This window comes from Streptomyces sp. NPDC006332, from assembly GCF_040612855.1.
Taxonomy (GTDB): Bacteria; Actinomycetota; Actinomycetes; order Streptomycetales; family Streptomycetaceae; genus Streptomyces.
In genome coordinates this window covers 37,061-55,489 of the sequence record NZ_JBEXRA010000055.1, presented here as the reverse complement: position 1 = coordinate 55,489, position 18,429 = coordinate 37,061, and the positions used below count along the sequence as shown (strand labels likewise).

The window sequence follows — 18,429 nt, the reverse complement described above, 5'->3', positions numbered from 1 at the left end:
CCCGTAGGAACGCGGCGAGACGCGGTGCCCGTCGACGTCCTTGGTCCAACCTCCGTGCAGCGGACCGGAGTTGCGACGGTGCGCGGAGCAGCCGTCCGCAGGTCGCACCGAGGGCATCGTACCTGTGGGGGTGTCGCCCACCGAAGGGTGCCGCACGGACCGTTTGACGAGGTGGGAGCAGATGCGCGGAGTCCGCGTGGTGACCGAGGGTGAGCGAATCGTGTCACGCGGCGCCCGAAAAGTGGCTTCAGGGCAGAACGAAGCCCCCGATCACGGGGGAACAATCGGGGGCTTCGCGTTTTCGGGCGGCCTTGGAACGACCGCGCATTCAGAACGTAAGTCCTGTACGGCCCCCCGGTCAAGCCGAGTTGAGGCACTGCGGCACGTTGTCCGGCGCGACCTTCACAGGTTCAGCACACCGCGGATGATCAATCACCGTGCGTGACGACCTGGTGGGGCCCATCGGCCTGTCCGGCCGCGGCAGGCCCCGGAAGTGCCTCGTATCCCTCGGTGCCCTGTCGTACCAGGAGGTCGGCGAAGGGGCGGGAGGGGTCCTCGGCGAAGTGCTGTCGTTCCGCCCGGACCCATCCGTCCCAGAACTCCCGCTGTTCCTCCCCGTCCCGCGCCCTTCCGCGCGCCCACGCCTCGTCCCGGGCCAGATCCATCCACAGCAGGTGTGCCAGACGGGGGCGCAGTGCGCGCCGACCCGCGCCGACCCCCTCCACGATGACCACCGGAGCCGGGGTCAGCGGGCGGGGCGGCCCGAAGCGGCGGGCGTGCCAGTCGTAGGGGGCGTAGTGCGCGGTACCGCCCCGGCTCAGCGGCTCGATCACCTGGGTCAGCAGGCGCCCGGTCCAGTCGAACAGCTCGTCGTGGCCGGAGATGTCGTCGAGGCGCAGCACCGGGGCGTCGTCCAGCGCGCGGGACAACTGTCCGGCGAACGTCGACTTCCCGGAGCCGGCGTGGCCGTCGATCCCGATCAGACGGACCGGGCCGCAGGAGGGGGGCAGACGGCGCAGCAGGGCGGCGAGCTCGTGGATGACGGTTCCTGGGACGTTCGGGAGGCGGACTCCGAGCCGGACTCGGATGCGGGAACACCAGGCTACGCCGCCCGTCCGCCTGACTCCCGGCGGCGACCGCGGCTCCGGCGGGCGAAACCGAGATCGGTGAGCGCGGCACGGGCGGAAGTGCTGGCGGGAGCAGGTGGGCTGCCCCATAGTGGGCGCACAGCCGTGCACTGGACCACCTCGGCTCGGACACCTCGACTCACTCGACCGTGACACCTGGGGGTCATCCCGCCATGAGCAGATCCGAACAGCCGTCCCGCAGGACCGTCCTGGCAGCCGTGGTCGCCGCCGCGGTGGCCGGCGCCGGGGGCCCGGCGGCCGCGGCCGAGGCCGAGGCCGACACCGTGGATCCGATGAGGGCTCAGGCCCGCCCGGTCGACAACCGCGCCTGGACCACGTACGCCGAATGGCGTGGCGGCACCGCGCGGGGCACCCGGGCCGTCGCCGGCGCTCGGCCGGGCGTGGTGATCGGCACTCCGGCGGGCACCTCCCCGTACACCGACCCGCACACCGGCAGGACCGCCACCTGGGAGTACGGAACCTGGACGGGGCCGGCGCACACCCTCGCCGTCCCCGCGAACGAGCTGATCGCCTCCTGGAACGCGCACACCCCGGCGGGTACCTGGATCCAGGTCGAACTGAAGGGGACGTACTCCGACGGCACGGACAGCCCCTGGTACGTGATGGGCCGTTGGGCCTCCGGTGACCAGGACATCAGCCGGACCTCGGTCGACGACCAGGGCGACGGCAGGAGCGCCGTCTGGACGGACACCGTCGCGATCGGCGACCCGGCGACCGGCCTCCGCCTGGTCTCCTACCGCCTCCGGCTCACCCTCCACCGCAAGCCGGGCACGAAAGCCACGCCCACCGTCTGGCGGATCGGCGCGATGGGCTCCGACGTCCCCGACCGGTTCACCGTGCCGGCCTCGACGCCCGGCCCGGCCGCCGAGCTGGTCGTGCCGCGCTACTCGCAGGAGATCCACGCCGGTCAGTATCCGCAGTACGACAACGGCGGCGAGGCCTGGTGCAGCCCCACCTCCTCGCAGATGATCATCGAGTACTGGGGCGGTCGGCTCACCCCCGAGCAGCTGTCGTGGGTCGATGCGACGTACGCCGACCCCCAGGTGTGCCATGCGGCCCGGTACACCTACGACCACCAGTACGCCGGCTGCGGCAACTGGCCGTTCAACGCCGCCTACGCGGCCACCTTCGAGGGCATCCAGGGCGTGGTCACCCGACTCGGCTCGCTGACCGACCTGGAGACGCTGATCGCGGCCGGCGTCCCGGCCATAACGTCCCAGTCGTTCTTGAAGGAGGAGCTCACCGGCGCCGGTTACGGCACCTCCGGGCACCTGATGACCGTGATCGGCTTCACCGCCGACGGCGATGTGATCGCCAACGACCCGGCCTCGCCCGGCGACGAGGCGGTGCGGCGCGTCTACCGGCGGCGGGAGTGGGAGAACATCTGGCTCAGGACCAAGCGGTACAACGCCTCCGGCAAGGTCGTCTCCGGCTCCGGCGGCGTCTGCTACCTGTACTTCCCGGTCCGCCCGACTCCGCGCCAGCGCGCGGCGCTCGCGGCCGTGGGAGTCCGCTGAGCGCTGGAGCACATCCTGGGCCGGGCCTCGTGGTGATCGCGGTGCTCACCACCCGGCTCGGCCTGCTGTGAGTTGCCCCATGGCCGACCTGGCATACTGCGGCTGTCCCGCCGCCTGTTGAGACCAGGGTCCGAATTGAGTATCAGTCAACAGCGCGACGACGTCCGCCCGCGGGCGCGCGGCACCGAGCGTTCCATCGCGCGTCGTGCCGAACTCATCGCCATCGGACGGAAGTTGTTCGCCGACACGTCGTACGACGCGCTGTCCATGGACGACATCGCCCGGCAGGCACATGTCGCCAAGGGGCTGATCTACTACTACTTCCACTCCAAGCGCGGCTACTACCTGGCCATCATCCAGGACTCCGTCGCCGACCTGGTCACCTATGCGGCGAGCGGCCTCGAACTGGGGCCAGTGGACCGGGTCCACCGCACCATCGACAGCTATCTGCGCTACGCCGAGCACAACCAGGCCGCCTACCGCACGATCGTCAGCGGCGGCGTCGGCTTCGACACCGAGGTGCAGGCCATCCGGGACGGCGTGCGCGAGGCGATCGTCGCGACCATCGCGGACGGGGCGTACGGCCGCAGCGACATCGGCCCGCTGCCCCGCATGGGGCTGCTCGCCTGGTTGTGCAGTGTGGAGGGCGCCACCCTCGACTGGATCGGCCGCCCCCAGCTCACCAGAGACACGATGCGCGAACTGCTGGTGAAGACACTCGGCGGTTCGATGCGGGCCATCGAGGAGATGGACCCCGCGTACCCGGCTCCGGAGCCGGCTCGCCGCGGCACCGGCTGACGACACACGACTTGGGGCGGAGGCCGTGGTCCTCCGCCCCAAATCACCGTCGGGAAGGGTCAGTTGATCGCCCTGATCAGCTCACCGTCCGCGGTGTCCCCGCTCAGCTCCCAGAAGAACGTGCCGCCGAGGTGCTGAGAGTCCTTGTACTTCATCTTCCCCTTGATCGTCTTCGGGGTGTCGTAACTCCACCAGTCGCTGCCGCACTTGGCGTACGCGGTGCCGCCGACGGTCCCGGTCGCCGGGCACGTGGTCTTCAGCACCCGGTAGTCCTCGCTGCCGTCCTCGTAGGTGCCCGCCGCCGGCCCGGTGGCCGTGCCGCCCGGCTTCGCCTGCGTGACACCGGTCCAGCCCCGCCCGTAGAAGCCGATGCCGAGCAGCAGCTTCGAGGAAGGTATGCCCAGGCTCTTGAGCTTGGCGATGGTGGCGGCGGTGTTGTAGCCCTCCTGCGGTATGCCCGGGTAGGACGTCAGCGGGGAGTGCGGCGCCGTCGGGCCGGTGGCGTCCCAGGCGCCGAAGTAGTCGTACGTCATGGGGTTGTACCAGTTGACGTACTGCGCCGCGCCCGCGTAGTTCGCCGCGTCGATCTTGCCGCCGCTCGTGGCGTCGGCCGTGATCGCCGCGGTGATCAACTGCCGTTTGCCGAACTTGGCGCGCAGTGCGCCCATCACGTCCCGGAAGGCGTCCCGGCCGCTGGTGTCGCAGGTCAGGCCACAGGCGCCCGGGTACTCCCAGTCGATGTCGATGCCGTCGAAGACGTCCGCCCACTTCGAGTTCTCGACCAGGTCGTAGCAGGACTGGGCGAAGGCCGCGGGGTTCTTGGCCGCCTCGCTGAAGCCGCCCGACCAGCTCCAGCCGCCGAACGACCAGATGACCTTGAGGCCGGGATGCAGCTTCTTCAGCTTGCGCAGCTGGTTGAAGTTGCCGCTCAGGGGCTGGTCCGCGGTGTCGGCGACACCGTCCACGGACTCGTCGGCGGTGAACGGTCTGTCGGTGTCCGCCCAGGCGTCGCCGAGGGCGCACTTGCCGTCGGTGACGTTGCCGAAGGCGTAGTTGATGTGAGTGAGCTTGTCGGCGGAGCCGGAGGTCTCGATGTTCTTGACGTAGTACTGGCGGTCGTAGATGCCCCAGTCGGTGAAGTAGCCGACGACCTTGGAACCGGCCGCGGCGGTGGCGGGCACCTCGTCGGGGCCGGCCGTGGCGGTGGCGGTGCCGGCACCGACGAGCAGACCGGCGCCCAGGGCGGCGCAGCACGAGGCGGACAGGAGGGCCCGGAAACGGGCGCGGGAGTGGAGCGGGCTGTGCATCGGGTGTCTCCTCGCAGGGACAGGGAGGGGATCGCACGCCGATTGGCATGAACGCGAGGGAAGCGTTGGAGCGAAACAGTAAGAGGACTAGACCAATAGGTCAATGGTTCGGACCAATCTCGGGCGGCGGGTCCGCGGGTTTCCTGAAGTAAGCGGTCGTTAACTGGTGACGGGATGCCTCCGATCGGGCATACTCACAGCCCACAGCCGCTGGTCAGCAGCTTCCGCGACCCGGGAGTGCGAGCATCGGTCGGCACCCAGTGAGACCCGGCGAGCCGCCCCCACGACGGGTGAGTCCGCCAGATCCCGATCAGGGAGGAGAGCGTCGCCATGTCCGATCGCGCCCCGCAGCCGGTGGAACGGCACCTGCCCACCGACGAGGCCCGGGACCTGCTCTCGCTCGTGCGTGACATCGCGCGGCAGGAGATCGCCCCGAAGGCGGCCGAGGAGGAGGACGCCGGACGCTTCCCGCGCGAGGTCTTCACCCTGCTCTCCGCGTCCGGCCTGCTCGGTCTGCCGTACGACTCCGAGTACGGCGGCGGCGACCAGCCGTACGAGATCTACCTCCAGGTCCTCGAAGAGCTCGCCGCCGCCCGCCTCACCGTCGGCCTCGGCGTCAGCGTGCACACCCTGGCCTGCTACGCGCTCGCCGCCCACGGCACGAAGGCGCAGCAGGTCGAGCACCTGCCCGCGATGCTCGGCGGCGGCCTGCTGGGCGCGTACTGCCTCTCCGAACCGTCCTCGGGCTCGGACGCGGCCTCACTGCGCACCAAAGCCGTGCGGGACGGCGACCACTGGGTCATCACCGGAACCAAGGCGTGGATCACGCACGGCGGAGTCGCCGACTTCTACACGGTCATGGCGCGCACGGGCGAGGAGGGGCCGCGCGGGATCACCGCGTTCCTGGTGCCCGGCGACGCGGACGGTCTGAGCGCGGCGCAGCCCGAGAAGAAGATGGGCATGAAGGGCTCGCCGACCGCCCAGGTCCACCTCGACGGCGTGCGGGTGCCTGACGGCCGCCGCATCGGCGAGGAGGGACAGGGCTTCGCGATCGCCCTGGCCGCGCTGGACTCGGGACGGCTCGGCATCGCGGCCTGCGCGATCGGCCTGGCCCAGGCGGCACTGGACGAGGCGGTGGAATACGCCACCGGACGGCGGCAGTTCGGCCGGCCGATCGCCGACTTCCAGGGGCTGCGTTTCATGCTCGCCGACATGGCCACCCAGATCGAGGCCGGCCGGGCGCTGTACCTGACGGCGGCACGGCTGCGGGACGCGGGCCGGCCGTTCGCCAAACAGGCGGCCATGGCCAAGCTGCACTGCACCGACACCGCGATGAAGGTGACCACGGACGCCGTCCAGGTCCTCGGCGGGTACGGCTACACCGCCGACTTCCCGGCCGAGCGGTACATGCGCGAAGCCAAGGTCCTGCAGATCGTCGAGGGCACCAACCAGATCCAGCGGATGGTCATCGCCCGTCATCTAGCGGGTCCCGAGACCCGCTGAACTGGCCCGCCGTCACCTGGGGCGCCGCCAGCCGGACCCACTCCGGGTCGGGGCGTCCCGGCAGCGTGCGGCCGCGGTCGGCCCAGGTGCGCAGCAGCTCGCGGTAGATGGGCGGGTCCTGAACGGGCGGCGGCGGAACCGATTTTGCGGCCCCGGCGACCGGAGCGGGAACGAAGAGCCGGCGCTGACGCCCGGTCACTGTGTAGGTGGGGGGCATACCAGGGCAACGCGGAGGTCACCGGACAGGTCACCGGTCCCGGGAATCGGGCGTGCGTTCACGGTCGTCCGGGGGCGCCGTCCGGCGGCGGGCCGGGGGCCCGAGGAGCCGTGTCCGGGCTCCGGCAAGGCATGCTCGGCCGTTCTGGTGTCCGGACGCACTGACGCCCCGCACCGCGGCAGGCTGAGTGTCGTGGTGCGGGTCGATCAGGGAGGTGGAGCGGACCGCGCGCTCAGGCGGCCTGGCGTCGGCGCAGGACGGGCACCCGGATGGGGCGCGAGCCCGGGCCGCCGACGTGCGAGAAGGGCTGGGTCCGCCAGTCGAGGCCTTGAGGGAGCGTCAGCAGGAGCGCGGTGTCCTGCTCCTGGGGCTCGACCGACTCGTCCGCCGGCTTGGCGTCGGACGCCCTGCGACCGGTGCCGGCGCAGACCGTCAGCCCGAACGGGTTCCACGGCGAGGCGCACAGCGCGTGCTCCGGCAGGACCTCCTCGTCCGCCAGCAGCGCGATGGGCTGCGCACAGTCCGGGCAGGTCACCCGGTACATCTCGAAGGTGTCGTAGGCGTCGAACTCCTCGTCGAAAGCGTCGGGTTCGACGCCCTCCGGCTCGGGCTCGACGACCAGCTGCGGCCGCTTGGGCGCGGTGCGACCAGGGCGCTTAAGACTCTGCATTGGATTCTCCCCCTCGGGCTGGGCCGTGTCGGCACTGAGGCCTCGACCACAGCAAGCACTTCCCGTCCCGTCTCGGCGGTAATCACGAGAGCATCACGGAGCCTCCCCATGGGGTGTGGTCTTCGTCACATGCCATCCGCAGGTGCCCGACGCGCTCTCTTTGTCCCCTCTCCCCGCAGCCCCCTCGGCTGCCTCCGGCCACATCACGAACCGGGTATGACCTGCGCCGCTCAGGTATCCGAGGAGGTCAGGTGCACTGTAGGTTCTTGCGCCATGGAGGAGCTCGACCGACAGATCGTGCAGCTGCTCGTCAAGGACGGGCGGATGAGCTACACAGACCTGGGCAAGGCCACCGGCCTGTCCACGTCGGCCGTGCACCAGCGGGTGCGCCGGCTGGAACAGCGGGGGGTGATCCGCGGTTACGCCGCGGTCGTCGACCCGGAGGCCGTCGGACTGTCGATGACCGCGTTCATCTCGGTGAAACCGTTCGACCCCAGTGCCCCCGACGACATCGCGGAACGCCTCGCCGGAGTCCCCGAGATCGAGGCCTGTCACAGCGTCGCGGGTGACGAGAACTACATCCTCAAGGTGCGCGTCTCCACACCGCACGAGCTGGAGGAACTGCTGGCCCGGCTGCGCTCGCTGGCGGGAGTGTCGACCCGGACCACGGTGGTGCTCTCGACGCCGTACGAGGCGCGACCGCCGCGCGTCTGACCCCCGGCGTGCCGGACGGCGCGCGCCGGGCCGACCTGGGTGCGAGGCGGCGCGCGTGAGGCGCGAAACTGTCCCCCATGAGTGAACGCACCGCCGAACCGACCACCGTCCTGCTGCGCCGCGGCGAGGTCCACAGCCCTGCCGACCCCTTCGCGACGGCGATGGTGGTGGAACGAGGGCACGTCGCCTGGGTCGGCTCCGAGGGCGCCGCCGACGCCTTCGCGGACGGCGTCGACGAGGTGATCGACCTCGACGGCGCCCTCGTCACCCCCGCGTTCACCGACGCACACGTGCACACCACCTCCACCGGTCTCGCCCGCACCGGCCTGGACCTGTCCGACGCCCCTTCCCTGGACGCGGCCCTCGCCCTCGTACGGGACTTCGCGACCACCCGGCCGCACGATCGCGTCCTGCTCGGTCACGGCTGGGACGCCTCCCGCTGGCCGGACGGCCGCCCCCCGACCCGAGCCGAACTCGACGCGGCCACCGGCGGCCGACCGCTCTACCTCAGCCGGATCGACGTGCACTCGGCGGTCGTCACCACGGCCCTGCTCGACCTGACTCCCGGTCTCGGCGTGGTGGAGGGCCCGCTCACCGCCGACGCCCACCACGCGGTCCGTGCCGCCGCCCTCGCCGCCGTCACTCCCGAGCAGCGCGTCGAGGCCCAGCGCACCGCCCTCGCCCGGGCGGCCTCCCTCGGCATCGGAACCGTTCACGAATGCGCAGGGCCGGAGATCTCCTCCGAGGACGACTTCACGGGGCTGCTGCGGCTGGCGGCCGAGGAGCCGGGCCCGCGGGTCGTCGGTTACTGGGCCGAGCGCGACATCGACAAGGCCCGGGAACTCGGCGCGGTCGGCGCGGCCGGAGACCTGTTCGTCGACGGCGCCCTCGGCTCGCACACCGCCTGTCTGCATCAGCCGTACACCGACGCCGGCCACACCGGCACCGCCTACCTGGACGCGGCCGCCGTGGCCGCCCATGTCACCGCCTGCACCGAGGCGGGCCTCCAGGCGGGCTTCCACGCCATCGGGGACGCGGCCGTGACCGCCGTCGTCGACGGCGTGCGCACCGCCGCCGAGAAGGTCGGTCTCGCCCGCGTCCGCGCCGCCCGCCACCGGGTGGAACACGCCGAGATGCTCACCCCGGAGACGATCGCGGCCTTCGCCGAACTCGGCCTCACCGCCTCCGTCCAACCCGCCTTCGACGCGCTGTGGGGCGGCGAGGACGGCATGTACGCCCAGCGCCTGGGCGCCGACCGGGCCCGCACCCTGAACCCCCTCGCGGCTCTGCTTCGGGCCGGTGTCCCGCTGGCCTTCGGCTCGGACAGCCCGGTCACGCCGCTGGACCCGTGGGGCACGGTCCGCGCGGCGGCCTTCCATCGCACCCGCGAACACCGCGTCTCCGTGCGCGCCGCGTTCACCGCGCACACGCGGGGCGGCTGGCGGGCGGTCGGGCGGGACGACGCGGGCGTCCTGGTGCCGGGAGCCCCCGCGGATTACGCCGTGTGGCGCACCGACGAACTGGTCGTCCAGGCCCCGGACGACCGGGTCGCCCGCTGGTCGACCGACCCCCGCTCCGGAACCCCCGGCCTGCCCGACCTTACGCCGGGCCGCGACCTTCCCCTCTGCCTGCGCACCGTGGTGGGCGGGCGGACGGTGTTCGTACGCCCGGGCGAGTGATCTCCGGGGGTGGCGCACCCCCGATCGGCCCGCGACGCGCCGTGCCGGGACCCGCGTATCCGCCGCGCTGACCAGGGCTTTGACGGAAGATGCGCAGGTCATAGGGCTGTTGACAGCCGACGGCTGCGGGCCGGTAGGTTCGGCCGAGTCCACCACCGGACGCCCGACCGGGGAACGTCCACGCACGCGTCGTGGCGCCGCTGGGTCAGGGACGGTGTGCCGCACGGGGCACCGTCACTGGGAGCCAGGCTCAGCGCCCGTGCCACGACGCGGGAACGTTCCGGCCGGTCGGGGAGGTGTGACCCGGGTGGGGCCCGGGTGCTCAGTAGACAACGGCTTTCGGTCGACTCGCAGCCAGCGGGTCCCAGGTCGGCCCGAAGGGCGCCGGGCCCCCATCCGCTGTAGGCACGACCCCGAATACGGAACGTACCGCACGCAAAAGGGGATTCTTACCCCGCTTTTCTGGAAACAACACCACCATACGATTGTTCTGTCACGTCACCCCAGGCCGTGGCCATTAAGGTGGACCTCTGCGTACGGAGATGAAGGGGCAGCAGTGGACGACGGCGACGGGACCCTCGCGGCACAGGAGCGGGGGAGGCGGTTCGGACCGCTCGGCACGGCATTGGTGATCATCCCGACCTACAACGAGGCGGAGAACATCAAGGCGATCGTCGGCCGGGTGCGCAAGGCCGTCCCGGAGGCGCACGTGCTGGTCGCCGACGACAACAGTCCGGACGGCACGGGCAAGCTCGCCGACGAACTGGCCGCCGGTGACGACCACGTCCAGGTGCTGCACCGCAAGGGCAAGGAGGGCCTCGGCGCCGCCTATCTGGCCGGCTTCCGCTGGGGCCTGGAGAACGGCTACGGCGTCCTGGTCGAGATGGACGCGGACGGCTCCCACCAACCCGAGGAACTGTCCCGTCTGCTGACCGCCCTGAAGAGCGCCGACCTGGTCCTCGGCTCCCGCTGGGTACCGGGCGGCCGGGTCGTGAACTGGCCCAGGTCCCGTGAGTACATCTCCCGGGGCGGCAGCCTCTACTCCCGCCTCGCGCTGGACCTGCCGCTGCGCGACATCACCGGCGGTTACCGCGCCTTCCGTCGCGAGACCCTCGAAGGCCTCGGCCTCGAAGAGGTCGCCTCCCAAGGCTACTGCTTCCAGGTCGACCTCGCCCGTCGCGCGGTCAAGGCCGGCTACCACGTCGTCGAGGTGCCCATCACGTTCGTCGAGCGCGAACTCGGCGACTCGAAGATGAGCCGGGACATCCTGGTGGAGGCGCTGTGGCGGGTCACCACCTGGGGTGTGGGGGAGCGGGTCGGCAAGATAGTGGGCCGCACGAAGCCGTCGAGGTCGTAGATCCGCCCTCTCACAGCCGCGGCTGATCGTCCCCTTATGCCGTACTGAGCCGGTTCCAGGCACACTGGACGCATGACGACTGGCGCTCCGACCCCCACCTACCCCACCAGGCCCCGGCGCTCCCGGCTGCGCACGTTCCTGCCGCTGGGCGTCGCCGCCTGGCTCGTGCTGGAGATCTGGCTGCTCACCGTGGTGGCCGGCGCGGCGAGCGGGTTCACGGTCTTCCTGCTGCTGGTCGCCGGTTTCGTGCTCGGCTCGGTGGTCATCAAGCGGGCCGGCCGGCGCGCCTTCCAGAACCTGAACGAGGCGCTGCAGCGCGGCGGGGCCCCGTCGGACTCGTCGAACGGCGGCGGCAACGGCCTGATGATGCTGGGCGGGCTGCTCCTGATGATCCCCGGCCTGATCTCGGACGCGGTGGGTCTGCTTCTGCTGCTCCCGCCGGTCCAGAAGACCCTCAGCCGCTACGCGGAGCGCACCGTCGAGCGCAAGCTCCGTGAGTCGGTCCCGGGCACCCTGTCAGGCGCCTTCCAGCAGGCCCGTATGCGCCAGCCGGACGGAAAGGTGGTCCAGGGCGAGGTCATCAGGGACGAGCCGGGAGACGCACCGCGGGATTCGCGCCCGCCCCTGACGCACTGAGTCGGTGACGCCGGGCGCATCCGGCGGGGGCGCCGCCCCTGTCGGACGTCGCCTCGGCCATCAGTACCGCGGGCACACAAAACCGCGGGCGCCGTACGTGAGCTTTCACGTACGGCGCCCGCGGTTACTTGTGTGGTGTATCCCGCTCAAGCCTTGCCGGGATTATGCCGACTTCCGGCTGTCCCTCGGATGAACAGCGATGTTCATCGCGCCGGAGCGCAGAACGGCCAGGCGCTCCTCGAGGACCTCTTCGAGTTCCTCGCGGGTGCGCCGTTCCATCAGCATGTCCCAGTGCGTACGCGCGGGCTTGGCCTTCTTTTCCTCAGGGCCGTCGCCGTCGACGAGGAGTGCCTGGGCCCCGCAGACCTTGCACTCCCACTCCGGCGGAATCTCCGCCTCGACCGAGAAGGGCATCTCGAACCGGTGCCCCTTCTCGCATGCGTACTCCACGGCCTGGCGCGGGGCCAGGTCGATACCGCGGTCCGTCTCGTAGCTGGTCACCACGAGGCGCGTGCCGCGAAGAGCTCGCTCACTCATGAATCGTGCCTCCCGGGCTTGTCGCCCACAGGACAGGTGTCGCTGTCGTCGTCATCCGGTCAACGTCCGGTCGGCGGTAAAGATTCCCGTTCCGGGTCTCGTTCCGGGTCATGCGTCGCCGTCGTAGCCGCCCCTTGTTGTACCCACCAGCGCCCGGTTTGTCACATCTGCTAGCAGATGTGACACAGCGTTCGGCATCTTTGACGCGCAGTAACGGTACGCCTGGCAGGCCAAACGCGTACACTACAGCGCTTTCGCCCGGAACGCTAAATCGTCTCCGGAACCTGATTGCCCGCGTCGCTGATCGCCCGCCGTACCGGAACCCTCGCGAGCAGCACGAACCCGATGACGAAGAAGGCCACCAGCGAGATGATCGCGTCCCGGTAACTCCCGGTCACCTGGTAGGTGACCCCGAACAGCAGCGGGCCCAGCCAGCTCATGCCTCGGTCGCTCATCTCGTACGCGGAGAAGTACTCGGCCTCCTTGCCGGGCGGGACGAGATGCGAGAACAGGGACCGGGAGAGCGCCTGGCTCCCGCCGAGCACCAGCCCGATCCCGGCGGCCAGCACGAAGAACCACACCGGAGCGCCGGCCGGCAGGAAGTACCCGGCCGCCAGTGTCACCGTCCACGCGACCAGCGAGCCCAGGATCGTGCGCTTGGCTCCGTGGACCCGGGCCAGCCGCCCCATCCCCAGTGCTCCGGCCACCGCGAGCACCTGGACCAGCAGGACCGCCACGATGAGGGTCGACTGTCCGAGGCCGAGTTCCTCGGAGCCGTAGACGGACGCCTGGGAGATCACGGTCTGGATGCCGTCGTTGTAGACGAGGTAGGCCAGCAGGAAGGCGAGGGTCCGTGGATGACGGCGCATGTCGCGGACGGTCGCGGCGAGTTGACGGAAGCCGGGAGCACTCGCTTCCCCGGCGCGCCGCGCGGTGGGGCGACGGTCGCGCAGGCGACGCAGCGGGACGAGGGTGAAGGCGCCCCACCACAGGCCGGCCGAGGCCAGGCAGACGCGGACCGCCGCGCTCTCCGAGAGGCCGAAGGACTCGTGACTCGTGTAAAGGACGAGGTTCACGATCAGGACCAGCGAACCGGCCGCGTACCCGAAGGCCCAGCCCCGCGAGGAGACCGCGTCACGTTCCTCGGGCAGAGCGATCTGCGGCAGGTAGGAGTTGTAGAGCATCATCGCCACGGACTGCGCCGCGTTCGCCACGATCAGCAGCAGACCGCCGAGCAGATAGCGGTCGCCGTCCAGGAAGAACATGGCCGTGGTCGCCGCCGCGCCGGTGTACGCGGCGGCCGCCAGGAGGGGCTTCTTGCGTCCGGTGCGGTCGGCGGCGGCGCCCACCAGGGGCATCACCAGGACCGCCACGATCACCGACAGGGACACCGCGTACGCGAAGAAGGACCCGGCCCGCACCGGGACCCCCAAGGGGTGCACGAATCCGTCCCCGTCCGCCGCTGACGTGGCGACCGACGTCAGATAAGGGCCCAGGAACACGGTGAGCACGCTCGTCGAGTAGACGGAGCACGCCCAGTCGTAGAAGTACCAGCCGCGCTGTTCGCGCCGCCGCCGGCCGGCCTCGTCGACCGGTCCCGTGCGCACGGTGTCGGTGCCCACCCGCGCCCCTCGCTTCCCCGTGGTGCCGCGCGAGGCAGCGGGTGGCGGCCCGGGTCAGACCCAGACGCCCCGGTCCTCCATGACCTTGCGCAGTGTGTCGATGTGATCGGTCATGATGCCATCGACTCCCAGGTCCAGGAGCCGGTGCATGCGCTCGGGTTCGTTCACCGTCCACACGTGCACCTGGAGTCCGAGCGCGTGCGCGGTGCGCAGGAAGCGGTGATCCACCACCGGGATGCCGGACTGCGCCTCCGGCACCTGCGCGGCCACCGCGGACCGGCGCACCACGGCCGGCAGACCCCAGGAACGCAGCCGCAGGTTGAGCACACCACGGGTGCCGTACGACGTCGCCAGGCGCGGCCCGGCCAGCCGCTGGGCGCGGACCACGCGGGCCTCCGCGAACGAGCCGAGGCATATCCGGCCCCAGGAGTCGGTGCGTTCGACCAGCTCCAGGAAGGGGAGGAGGGCGGACTCCGCCTTGACGTCCACGTTCCAGCGCGCCTCGGGGAAGGTCTCCAGGAGTTCCTCGAACAGCGGCACCGGCTCCTGGCCCGCCACCCGCGCGTGCCGTACGTCCTTCCACGGCAGGTCGGCGATCCGGCCCGCCCCGTCCGTCACCCGGTCCAGGGTCGCGTCGTGGAACGCGACGAGCCTGCCGTCCGCGGTGGCGTGGACGTCGGTCTCCAGGTAGCGGTAGCCCGCCTCGACCGCCCGCCGGAACTGCGGGGTGGTGTTCTCCAGGCCGTCGGCCGCTCCGCCGCGATGAGCGAAGGCTATGGGGCCGGGGTGGTCGAGATAGGGGTGGCGTGTCCGGTTGCTCACGGTCGCAGTATTGCTCGCCGCGGTGGCCCGGTGGCAACGACCGTGCTGCCGGTTTCCGAGGGGACGGCGAACACCCGCAGGAAGAGCTGGGCGAGCGGGCCGATGGACACCGTGTACAGCAGCGTGCCGACGCCGATGGTGCCGCCCAGGAGGAACCCGGTCGCCACCACCGCCACCTCCACACCCGTCCGCATCAGCCGGATCGAACGGCCGGTGCGCCGGTGCAGACCCGTCATCAGGCCGTCCCGGGGGCCGGGCCCGAACCGGGCGGCGATGTAGAGACCGGTGGCCGCTCCGTTGAGCAGGATGCCGGCGAGGAGAAGGGGGAGCCGTACCGCCAGAGTGTGCGTCTCGGGGGTCGCGGCGAGGGTGCCGTCCATGGCGATCCCGACCACGAAGACATTGGAGACCGTGCCCAGCCCGGGGCGTTGGCGCAGCGGGATCCACAGGAGCAGCACCGCCGCGCCGACGATGATCGAGACCACCCCGATCGTCAGGCCGGTGAGCTCGGCCATGCCTTGGTGCAGCACGTTCCAGGGCTCCAGGCCCAGGCCCGCCCGGACGAGGAGCGCGGAACTCGCCCCGTACAGCGCGAGACCGGCGTACAGCTGGATCAGTCGTCGTCCGACGCGGCCCGGGCTGTTCCTGGACAAGTGGTCCCCCTGTGGTGGCAGTGGCCTGACTCGTGACACCCTGGGGCTTGAGTGGAAACGTCATCCATGGCCAATTCGGGGAAGGTGGACTGATTTCCATGGCGCAGTGGACCTCGGCGATGGGTGCGGTGCAGCTGGCCCGGCTGCTCAACTCCCAACAGGACCGCCCGGCCGGCCCCGGCACCCGTCGCCCGCCCGCCTACCGTGCGCTCGCCGACGGCATCCGGCTGCTGGTCCTCGAAGGGCGGGTGCCGGTGGCCGCCCGGCTGCCCGCCGAACGCGAACTGGCGCTGGCCCTGTCCGTCAGCCGTACGACGGTCGCGGCCGCCTACGAGGCGCTGCGCGCCGAGGGGTTCCTGGAGTCCCGGCGCGGAGCCGGCAGCTGGACCGCGGTCCCGGCGGGCAACCCGCTGCCCGCCCGTGGCCTGGAACCCCTGCCGCCCGAGGCACTCGGCTCGATGATCGACCTCGGCTGCGCGGCCCTTCCCGCGCCCGAGCCGTGGCTGACCCGCGCCGTCCAGGGCGCCTTGGAGGAACTGCCGCCGTACGCCCACACGCATGGCGACTATCCGGCCGGGCTGCCCGCGCTGCGCTCGATGATCGCCGAACGGTACACCGCGCGCGGGATCGCGACGATGCCCGAGCAGATCATGGTCACGACCGGCGCGATGGGCGCCATCGACGCGATCTGTCATCTGTTCGCGGGGCGCGGCGAGCGCATCGCCGTCGAGTCGCCGTCGTACGCCAACATCCTGCAGCTGATGCGGGAGGCGGGCGCCCGGCTGGTGCCCGTCGCCATGGCCGAGGGGCTGACGGGGTGGGACGTGGACCGCTGGCGGCAGGTCCTGCGGGACGCCGCGCCCCGGCTGGCGTACGTCGTCGCCGACTTCCACAACCCGACCGGGGCGCTGGCCGGCGAGGGGCAGCGGCGGCAGCTGGTGGAGGCGGCCCGGTCCGCGGGCACGGTGCTGGTCGCCGACGAGACGATGAGCGAGCTGTGGCTGGACGCGGACATCGCGGGCGCCATGCCCCCGCCCGTCTGCGCGTTCGACCCGGCCGGGTCCACGGTGATCACCGTCGGATCGGCCAGCAAGGCGTTCTGGGCGGGGATGCGGATCGGTTGGGTGCGGGCCGCGCCCGACGTCATCCGCAGCCTGGTCGCCGCGCGGGCCTACGCCGACATGGGGACTCCGGTCCTCGAGCAGCTGGCCGTGAACTGGCTGTTCAGCACGGGCGGTTGGGCGAACGCCGTGGAGGTGCGGCGCAACCAGGCGCGGGAGAACCGGGACGCGCTGGTGGCGGCGGTACGCAGGGAGCTGCCGACGTGGGAGTTCGAGGTGCCGCAGGGCGGGCTGACGTTGTGGGTGCGGGCCGGCGGGCTCTCCGGGTCGCGGCTCGCCGAGGTGGGGGAGCGGGTGGGCGTCCGCGTGCCGTCCGGGCCTCGGTTCGGGGTCGACGGCGCCTTCGAGGGGTACGTCCGGCTGCCGTTCACCGTGGGCGGCGCGGTGGCCGAGGAGGCGGCGACGCGGTTGGCCGCGGCGGCACGGCTGGTGGAGAACGGGGGGTCCGCGGGCGGGGAGACGCCTCGTACGTTCGTCGCGTGAGCGGCGTCGCGGACCCGCCCTACGGCATCTGGGCGGTCTCCGCGGTCAGGGGTTTCGCCGATTCCGCCGGTGGTGCCTCCGGCAGGTTCTCCCCGTCCGCCGGTGTGGTCCGCGGCGGCAGCAGCGCCAGTACCGCCTGCCGGTCCGCGTCGCTCGTCGCGTCGTCGTACGGGTCCGGGGTCGCCGGGACCTGGAGACGGTGGACGGGGCCGACGCCCAGGCGGGCGTAACCGCGGCCGGGTGGGACGTGCGTGACGGGGGTGGTGGTCGGGCGGACGCCGAGGACCGCTTCCCGCTGGGTTCCCGTCGCCGGACCGAGGACCACGCGCGCCCGGGTGTGCTGTAGTACGGCGTCGCTGAGGGCGTCAGCGCTGTCGAACTGGTCCGCCACCACCACCGTGACGTTCGCCGCGCGGCCGTGCCGCAGCGGCACCTGGAGAAGTGACTGCGGGTCCTTGCGGCCGTCGGCGGCGGCGATGTGAGCGAACGCGCTCGGACGGTCCAGGAGGACCCACAGCGGACGCCGGGTGTCCTCCGGAAGGGGCAGGCCCGCCTGACGCGCCTGGTTCGCGGCGATCAGGCGGCGCTCGGTCTCCGTCGTCACCCACTCCAGGCTGGCCAGCGCTCCGGCCAGCCCGCACTCGACCGCGAGGACGCCGTCCCGGCCGGTGAGGCAGGCGTACTCGCCGGTTCCGCCGCCTTCGACGATCACCACGTCGCCGTACCGCAGGGCCTGCAGGGCGATCGAGCGGAGCAGGGTCGAGGTACCGCTGCCCGGCTGTCCCATGACCAGGAGGTGCGGCTCGGTGGAGCGGGGGCCGGTGCGCCAGACCACCGGGGGCACATCGCGCTGCTCCTCCCCGTAGGTGAGGGGAAGGGTGCGCTGGACCTCGGAGTGGTCGGTGATGCCGAGCACGGTCTCGCCGGGGGTGGTGACGAAGTGCTGGGCGGTGATGTGGCTGGGCAGTGGTGGCAGCACGGAGACCGAGAGCTGGTTGGCCTCCTCGTCCCAGGCGAAGTGGTACTCGCGGCCGCGGCCCGACTTGGCTGCCAGCAACTGTTCGATGCGGGCCCGGGGCTCGGCCTCGCCGTCGGTGAAGTACGCCGGGTAACGGATCACGAGATGGGACGTGCGGCCCGTCTCGTCGAACTCGTAGGCGGGGAAGGCCTGCTCCCAGTCGCCGCCGTGCGCGTAGAGGGGGGCCGGGTCCTCGGGCTTCGAGAAGTAGGGGACCAGGGCCTCGTACAAGGACTGCAGGCGCTGGGCCTGCGACTCGTCAGGACCCTCGGGCTGAGCCGGACCGCGCTCCCGGCCCTGCCAGGCCGCCGCCGCCATCAGGGTGATGACGGCGAGCAGCGGACCGTACGGAACGAGCGCCACGACCAGGATCGCGGACGCCACCAGGAAGAGCAGCGGTCCGCGTCTGTCCTTGGGGGTGTCGACCCATCTGCGCCCCCCGGCCGCTGCGAGTCGGCGCAGCCCGCGGGTGATCGTGATCAGCGGGTGCAGGACGTCGGTGGCGCTGTCGGCCGCCGTCCGGGCCAGCTCCCGGCCCCGGGCGATCTGTGCGCTGCCGGTGCTCAGGATGCGGGGGAGGGGGCGCCGGGCCACTGCTGTCTCCTGATCGTGCGTACGGACGTGGGG

The 18,429-nt window shown here is 71.6% G+C and carries 16 protein-coding genes; 8 read left to right on the top strand and 8 right to left on the bottom strand.

Features of this window, described 5'->3' with window-relative positions:
* Window positions 1-428: 428 nt before the first annotated feature.
* Window positions 429-1,088 (bottom strand): hypothetical protein, encoded by a 660-nt coding sequence (locus ABZ027_RS35205; RefSeq protein WP_356775609.1) that lies wholly within the window; start codon window positions 1,086-1,088, stop codon window positions 429-431.
* 212 nt (window positions 1,089-1,300) lie between these two features.
* Here ABZ027_RS35205 and ABZ027_RS35200 point away from each other — a divergent pair, with 212 nt between their 5' ends.
* Both ABZ027_RS35200 and ABZ027_RS35195 read left to right on the top strand, forming a co-directional pair.
* Entirely contained in the window at window positions 1,301-2,665 is a 1,365-nt protein-coding gene (locus ABZ027_RS35200) for a peptidase C39 family protein (protein ID WP_356775603.1), read from the top strand.
* Between the two features lie 135 nt (window positions 2,666-2,800).
* Complete coding sequence (locus ABZ027_RS35195) at window positions 2,801-3,463, top strand: TetR/AcrR family transcriptional regulator (RefSeq protein ID WP_356775601.1); 663 nt, start codon at window positions 2,801-2,803, stop codon at window positions 3,461-3,463.
* Between the two features lie 59 nt (window positions 3,464-3,522).
* On the opposite strand, the gene ABZ027_RS35190 is transcribed toward ABZ027_RS35195, so the two are convergent.
* Entirely contained in the window at window positions 3,523-4,770 is a 1,248-nt protein-coding gene (locus tag ABZ027_RS35190) for a glycoside hydrolase family 18 protein (RefSeq protein WP_356775599.1), read from the bottom strand.
* Between the two features lie 330 nt (window positions 4,771-5,100).
* On the opposite strand from ABZ027_RS35190, the gene ABZ027_RS35185 reads away from it, so the two are divergent.
* On the top strand, window positions 5,101-6,273 hold the full coding sequence (locus tag ABZ027_RS35185) for an acyl-CoA dehydrogenase family protein (protein ID WP_356775597.1): 1,173 nt from the start codon (window positions 5,101-5,103) through the stop codon (window positions 6,271-6,273).
* 449 nt (window positions 6,274-6,722) lie between these two features.
* Here the strand turns inward: ABZ027_RS35185 and ABZ027_RS35180 are convergent, their stop codons facing one another.
* The gene (locus ABZ027_RS35180) at window positions 6,723-7,160 is read right to left on the bottom strand and encodes a hypothetical protein (protein WP_356775595.1); all 438 of its coding nucleotides are present in this window, start codon (window positions 7,158-7,160) and stop codon (window positions 6,723-6,725) included.
* A 273-nt stretch (window positions 7,161-7,433) separates the two neighbouring features.
* Between ABZ027_RS35180 and ABZ027_RS35175 the strand changes: the two genes are divergently transcribed.
* From ABZ027_RS35175 to fxsA, 4 genes are all read left to right on the top strand, one after another.
* Window positions 7,434-7,874, top strand: coding sequence for an Lrp/AsnC family transcriptional regulator (locus tag ABZ027_RS35175; RefSeq protein WP_356775593.1), 441 nt, complete (start codon window positions 7,434-7,436; stop codon window positions 7,872-7,874).
* A 77-nt stretch (window positions 7,875-7,951) separates the two neighbouring features.
* Window positions 7,952-9,553, top strand: coding sequence for an amidohydrolase (locus ABZ027_RS35170; protein WP_356775591.1), 1,602 nt, complete (start codon window positions 7,952-7,954; stop codon window positions 9,551-9,553).
* Window positions 9,554-10,109: 556 nt separating this feature from the next.
* Complete coding sequence (locus ABZ027_RS35165) at window positions 10,110-10,910, top strand: polyprenol monophosphomannose synthase (RefSeq protein WP_356775589.1); 801 nt, start codon at window positions 10,110-10,112, stop codon at window positions 10,908-10,910.
* A 72-nt stretch (window positions 10,911-10,982) separates the two neighbouring features.
* On the top strand, window positions 10,983-11,546 hold the full coding sequence (gene fxsA, locus ABZ027_RS35160) for an FxsA family membrane protein (RefSeq protein WP_356775587.1): 564 nt from the start codon (window positions 10,983-10,985) through the stop codon (window positions 11,544-11,546).
* Between the two features lie 162 nt (window positions 11,547-11,708).
* Here fxsA and ABZ027_RS35155 read toward each other — a convergent pair whose 3' ends face one another.
* The 4 genes from ABZ027_RS35155 to ABZ027_RS35140 form a co-directional block, all read right to left on the bottom strand.
* Window positions 11,709-12,083 carry an RNA polymerase-binding protein RbpA gene (locus ABZ027_RS35155; RefSeq protein WP_003977404.1) on the bottom strand — a complete coding sequence of 125 codons (375 nt, stop codon included), beginning with the start codon at window positions 12,081-12,083 and terminating at the stop codon, window positions 11,709-11,711.
* A 266-nt stretch (window positions 12,084-12,349) separates the two neighbouring features.
* Entirely contained in the window at window positions 12,350-13,705 is a 1,356-nt protein-coding gene (locus tag ABZ027_RS35150; RefSeq protein ID WP_356775585.1) for an MFS transporter, read from the bottom strand.
* A 54-nt stretch (window positions 13,706-13,759) separates the two neighbouring features.
* The gene (locus ABZ027_RS35145; RefSeq protein WP_356775583.1) at window positions 13,760-14,527 is read right to left on the bottom strand and encodes a glycerophosphodiester phosphodiesterase; all 768 of its coding nucleotides are present in this window, start codon (window positions 14,525-14,527) and stop codon (window positions 13,760-13,762) included.
* Window positions 14,524-15,180: a hypothetical protein gene (locus tag ABZ027_RS35140; RefSeq protein ID WP_356775581.1), complete on the bottom strand. Its 657-nt coding sequence runs from the start codon at window positions 15,178-15,180 to the stop codon at window positions 14,524-14,526. Before ABZ027_RS35140 ends, ABZ027_RS35145 begins: the two co-directional genes overlap by 4 nt.
* A 98-nt stretch (window positions 15,181-15,278) precedes the next feature.
* Here ABZ027_RS35140 and ABZ027_RS35135 point away from each other — a divergent pair, with 98 nt between their 5' ends.
* Window positions 15,279-16,784 carry a PLP-dependent aminotransferase family protein gene (locus ABZ027_RS35135; RefSeq protein ID WP_356775579.1) on the top strand — a complete coding sequence of 502 codons (1,506 nt, stop codon included), beginning with the start codon at window positions 15,279-15,281 and terminating at the stop codon, window positions 16,782-16,784.
* Between the two features lie 19 nt (window positions 16,785-16,803).
* Here ABZ027_RS35135 and ABZ027_RS35130 read toward each other — a convergent pair whose 3' ends face one another.
* On the bottom strand, window positions 16,804-18,396 hold the full coding sequence (locus ABZ027_RS35130; RefSeq protein ID WP_356775577.1) for a hypothetical protein: 1,593 nt from the start codon (window positions 18,394-18,396) through the stop codon (window positions 16,804-16,806).
* Between the last annotated feature and the right edge of the window lie 33 nt (window positions 18,397-18,429).

Excerpts from the sequence above, each read along its gene's own strand:
- ABZ027_RS35200 (WP_356775603.1), top strand. The coding sequence starts at position 1,301 with ATGAGCAGATCCGAACAGCCGTCCCGCAGGACCGTCCTGGCAGCCGTG.
- ABZ027_RS35190 (WP_356775599.1), bottom strand. The coding sequence starts at position 4,770 with ATGCACAGCCCGCTCCACTCCCGCGCCCGTTTCCGGGCCCTCCTGTCC.
- ABZ027_RS35185 (WP_356775597.1), top strand. The coding sequence starts at position 5,101 with ATGTCCGATCGCGCCCCGCAGCCGGTGGAACGGCACCTGCCCACCGAC.
- ABZ027_RS35180 (WP_356775595.1), bottom strand. The coding sequence starts at position 7,160 with ATGCAGAGTCTTAAGCGCCCTGGTCGCACCGCGCCCAAGCGGCCGCAG.
- ABZ027_RS35175 (WP_356775593.1), top strand. The coding sequence starts at position 7,434 with ATGGAGGAGCTCGACCGACAGATCGTGCAGCTGCTCGTCAAGGACGGG.
- ABZ027_RS35170 (WP_356775591.1), top strand. The coding sequence starts at position 7,952 with ATGAGTGAACGCACCGCCGAACCGACCACCGTCCTGCTGCGCCGCGGC.
- fxsA (WP_356775587.1), top strand. The coding sequence starts at position 10,983 with ATGACGACTGGCGCTCCGACCCCCACCTACCCCACCAGGCCCCGGCGC.
- ABZ027_RS35155 (WP_003977404.1), bottom strand. The coding sequence starts at position 12,083 with ATGAGTGAGCGAGCTCTTCGCGGCACGCGCCTCGTGGTGACCAGCTAC.
- ABZ027_RS35135 (WP_356775579.1), top strand. The coding sequence starts at position 15,279 with ATGGCGCAGTGGACCTCGGCGATGGGTGCGGTGCAGCTGGCCCGGCTG.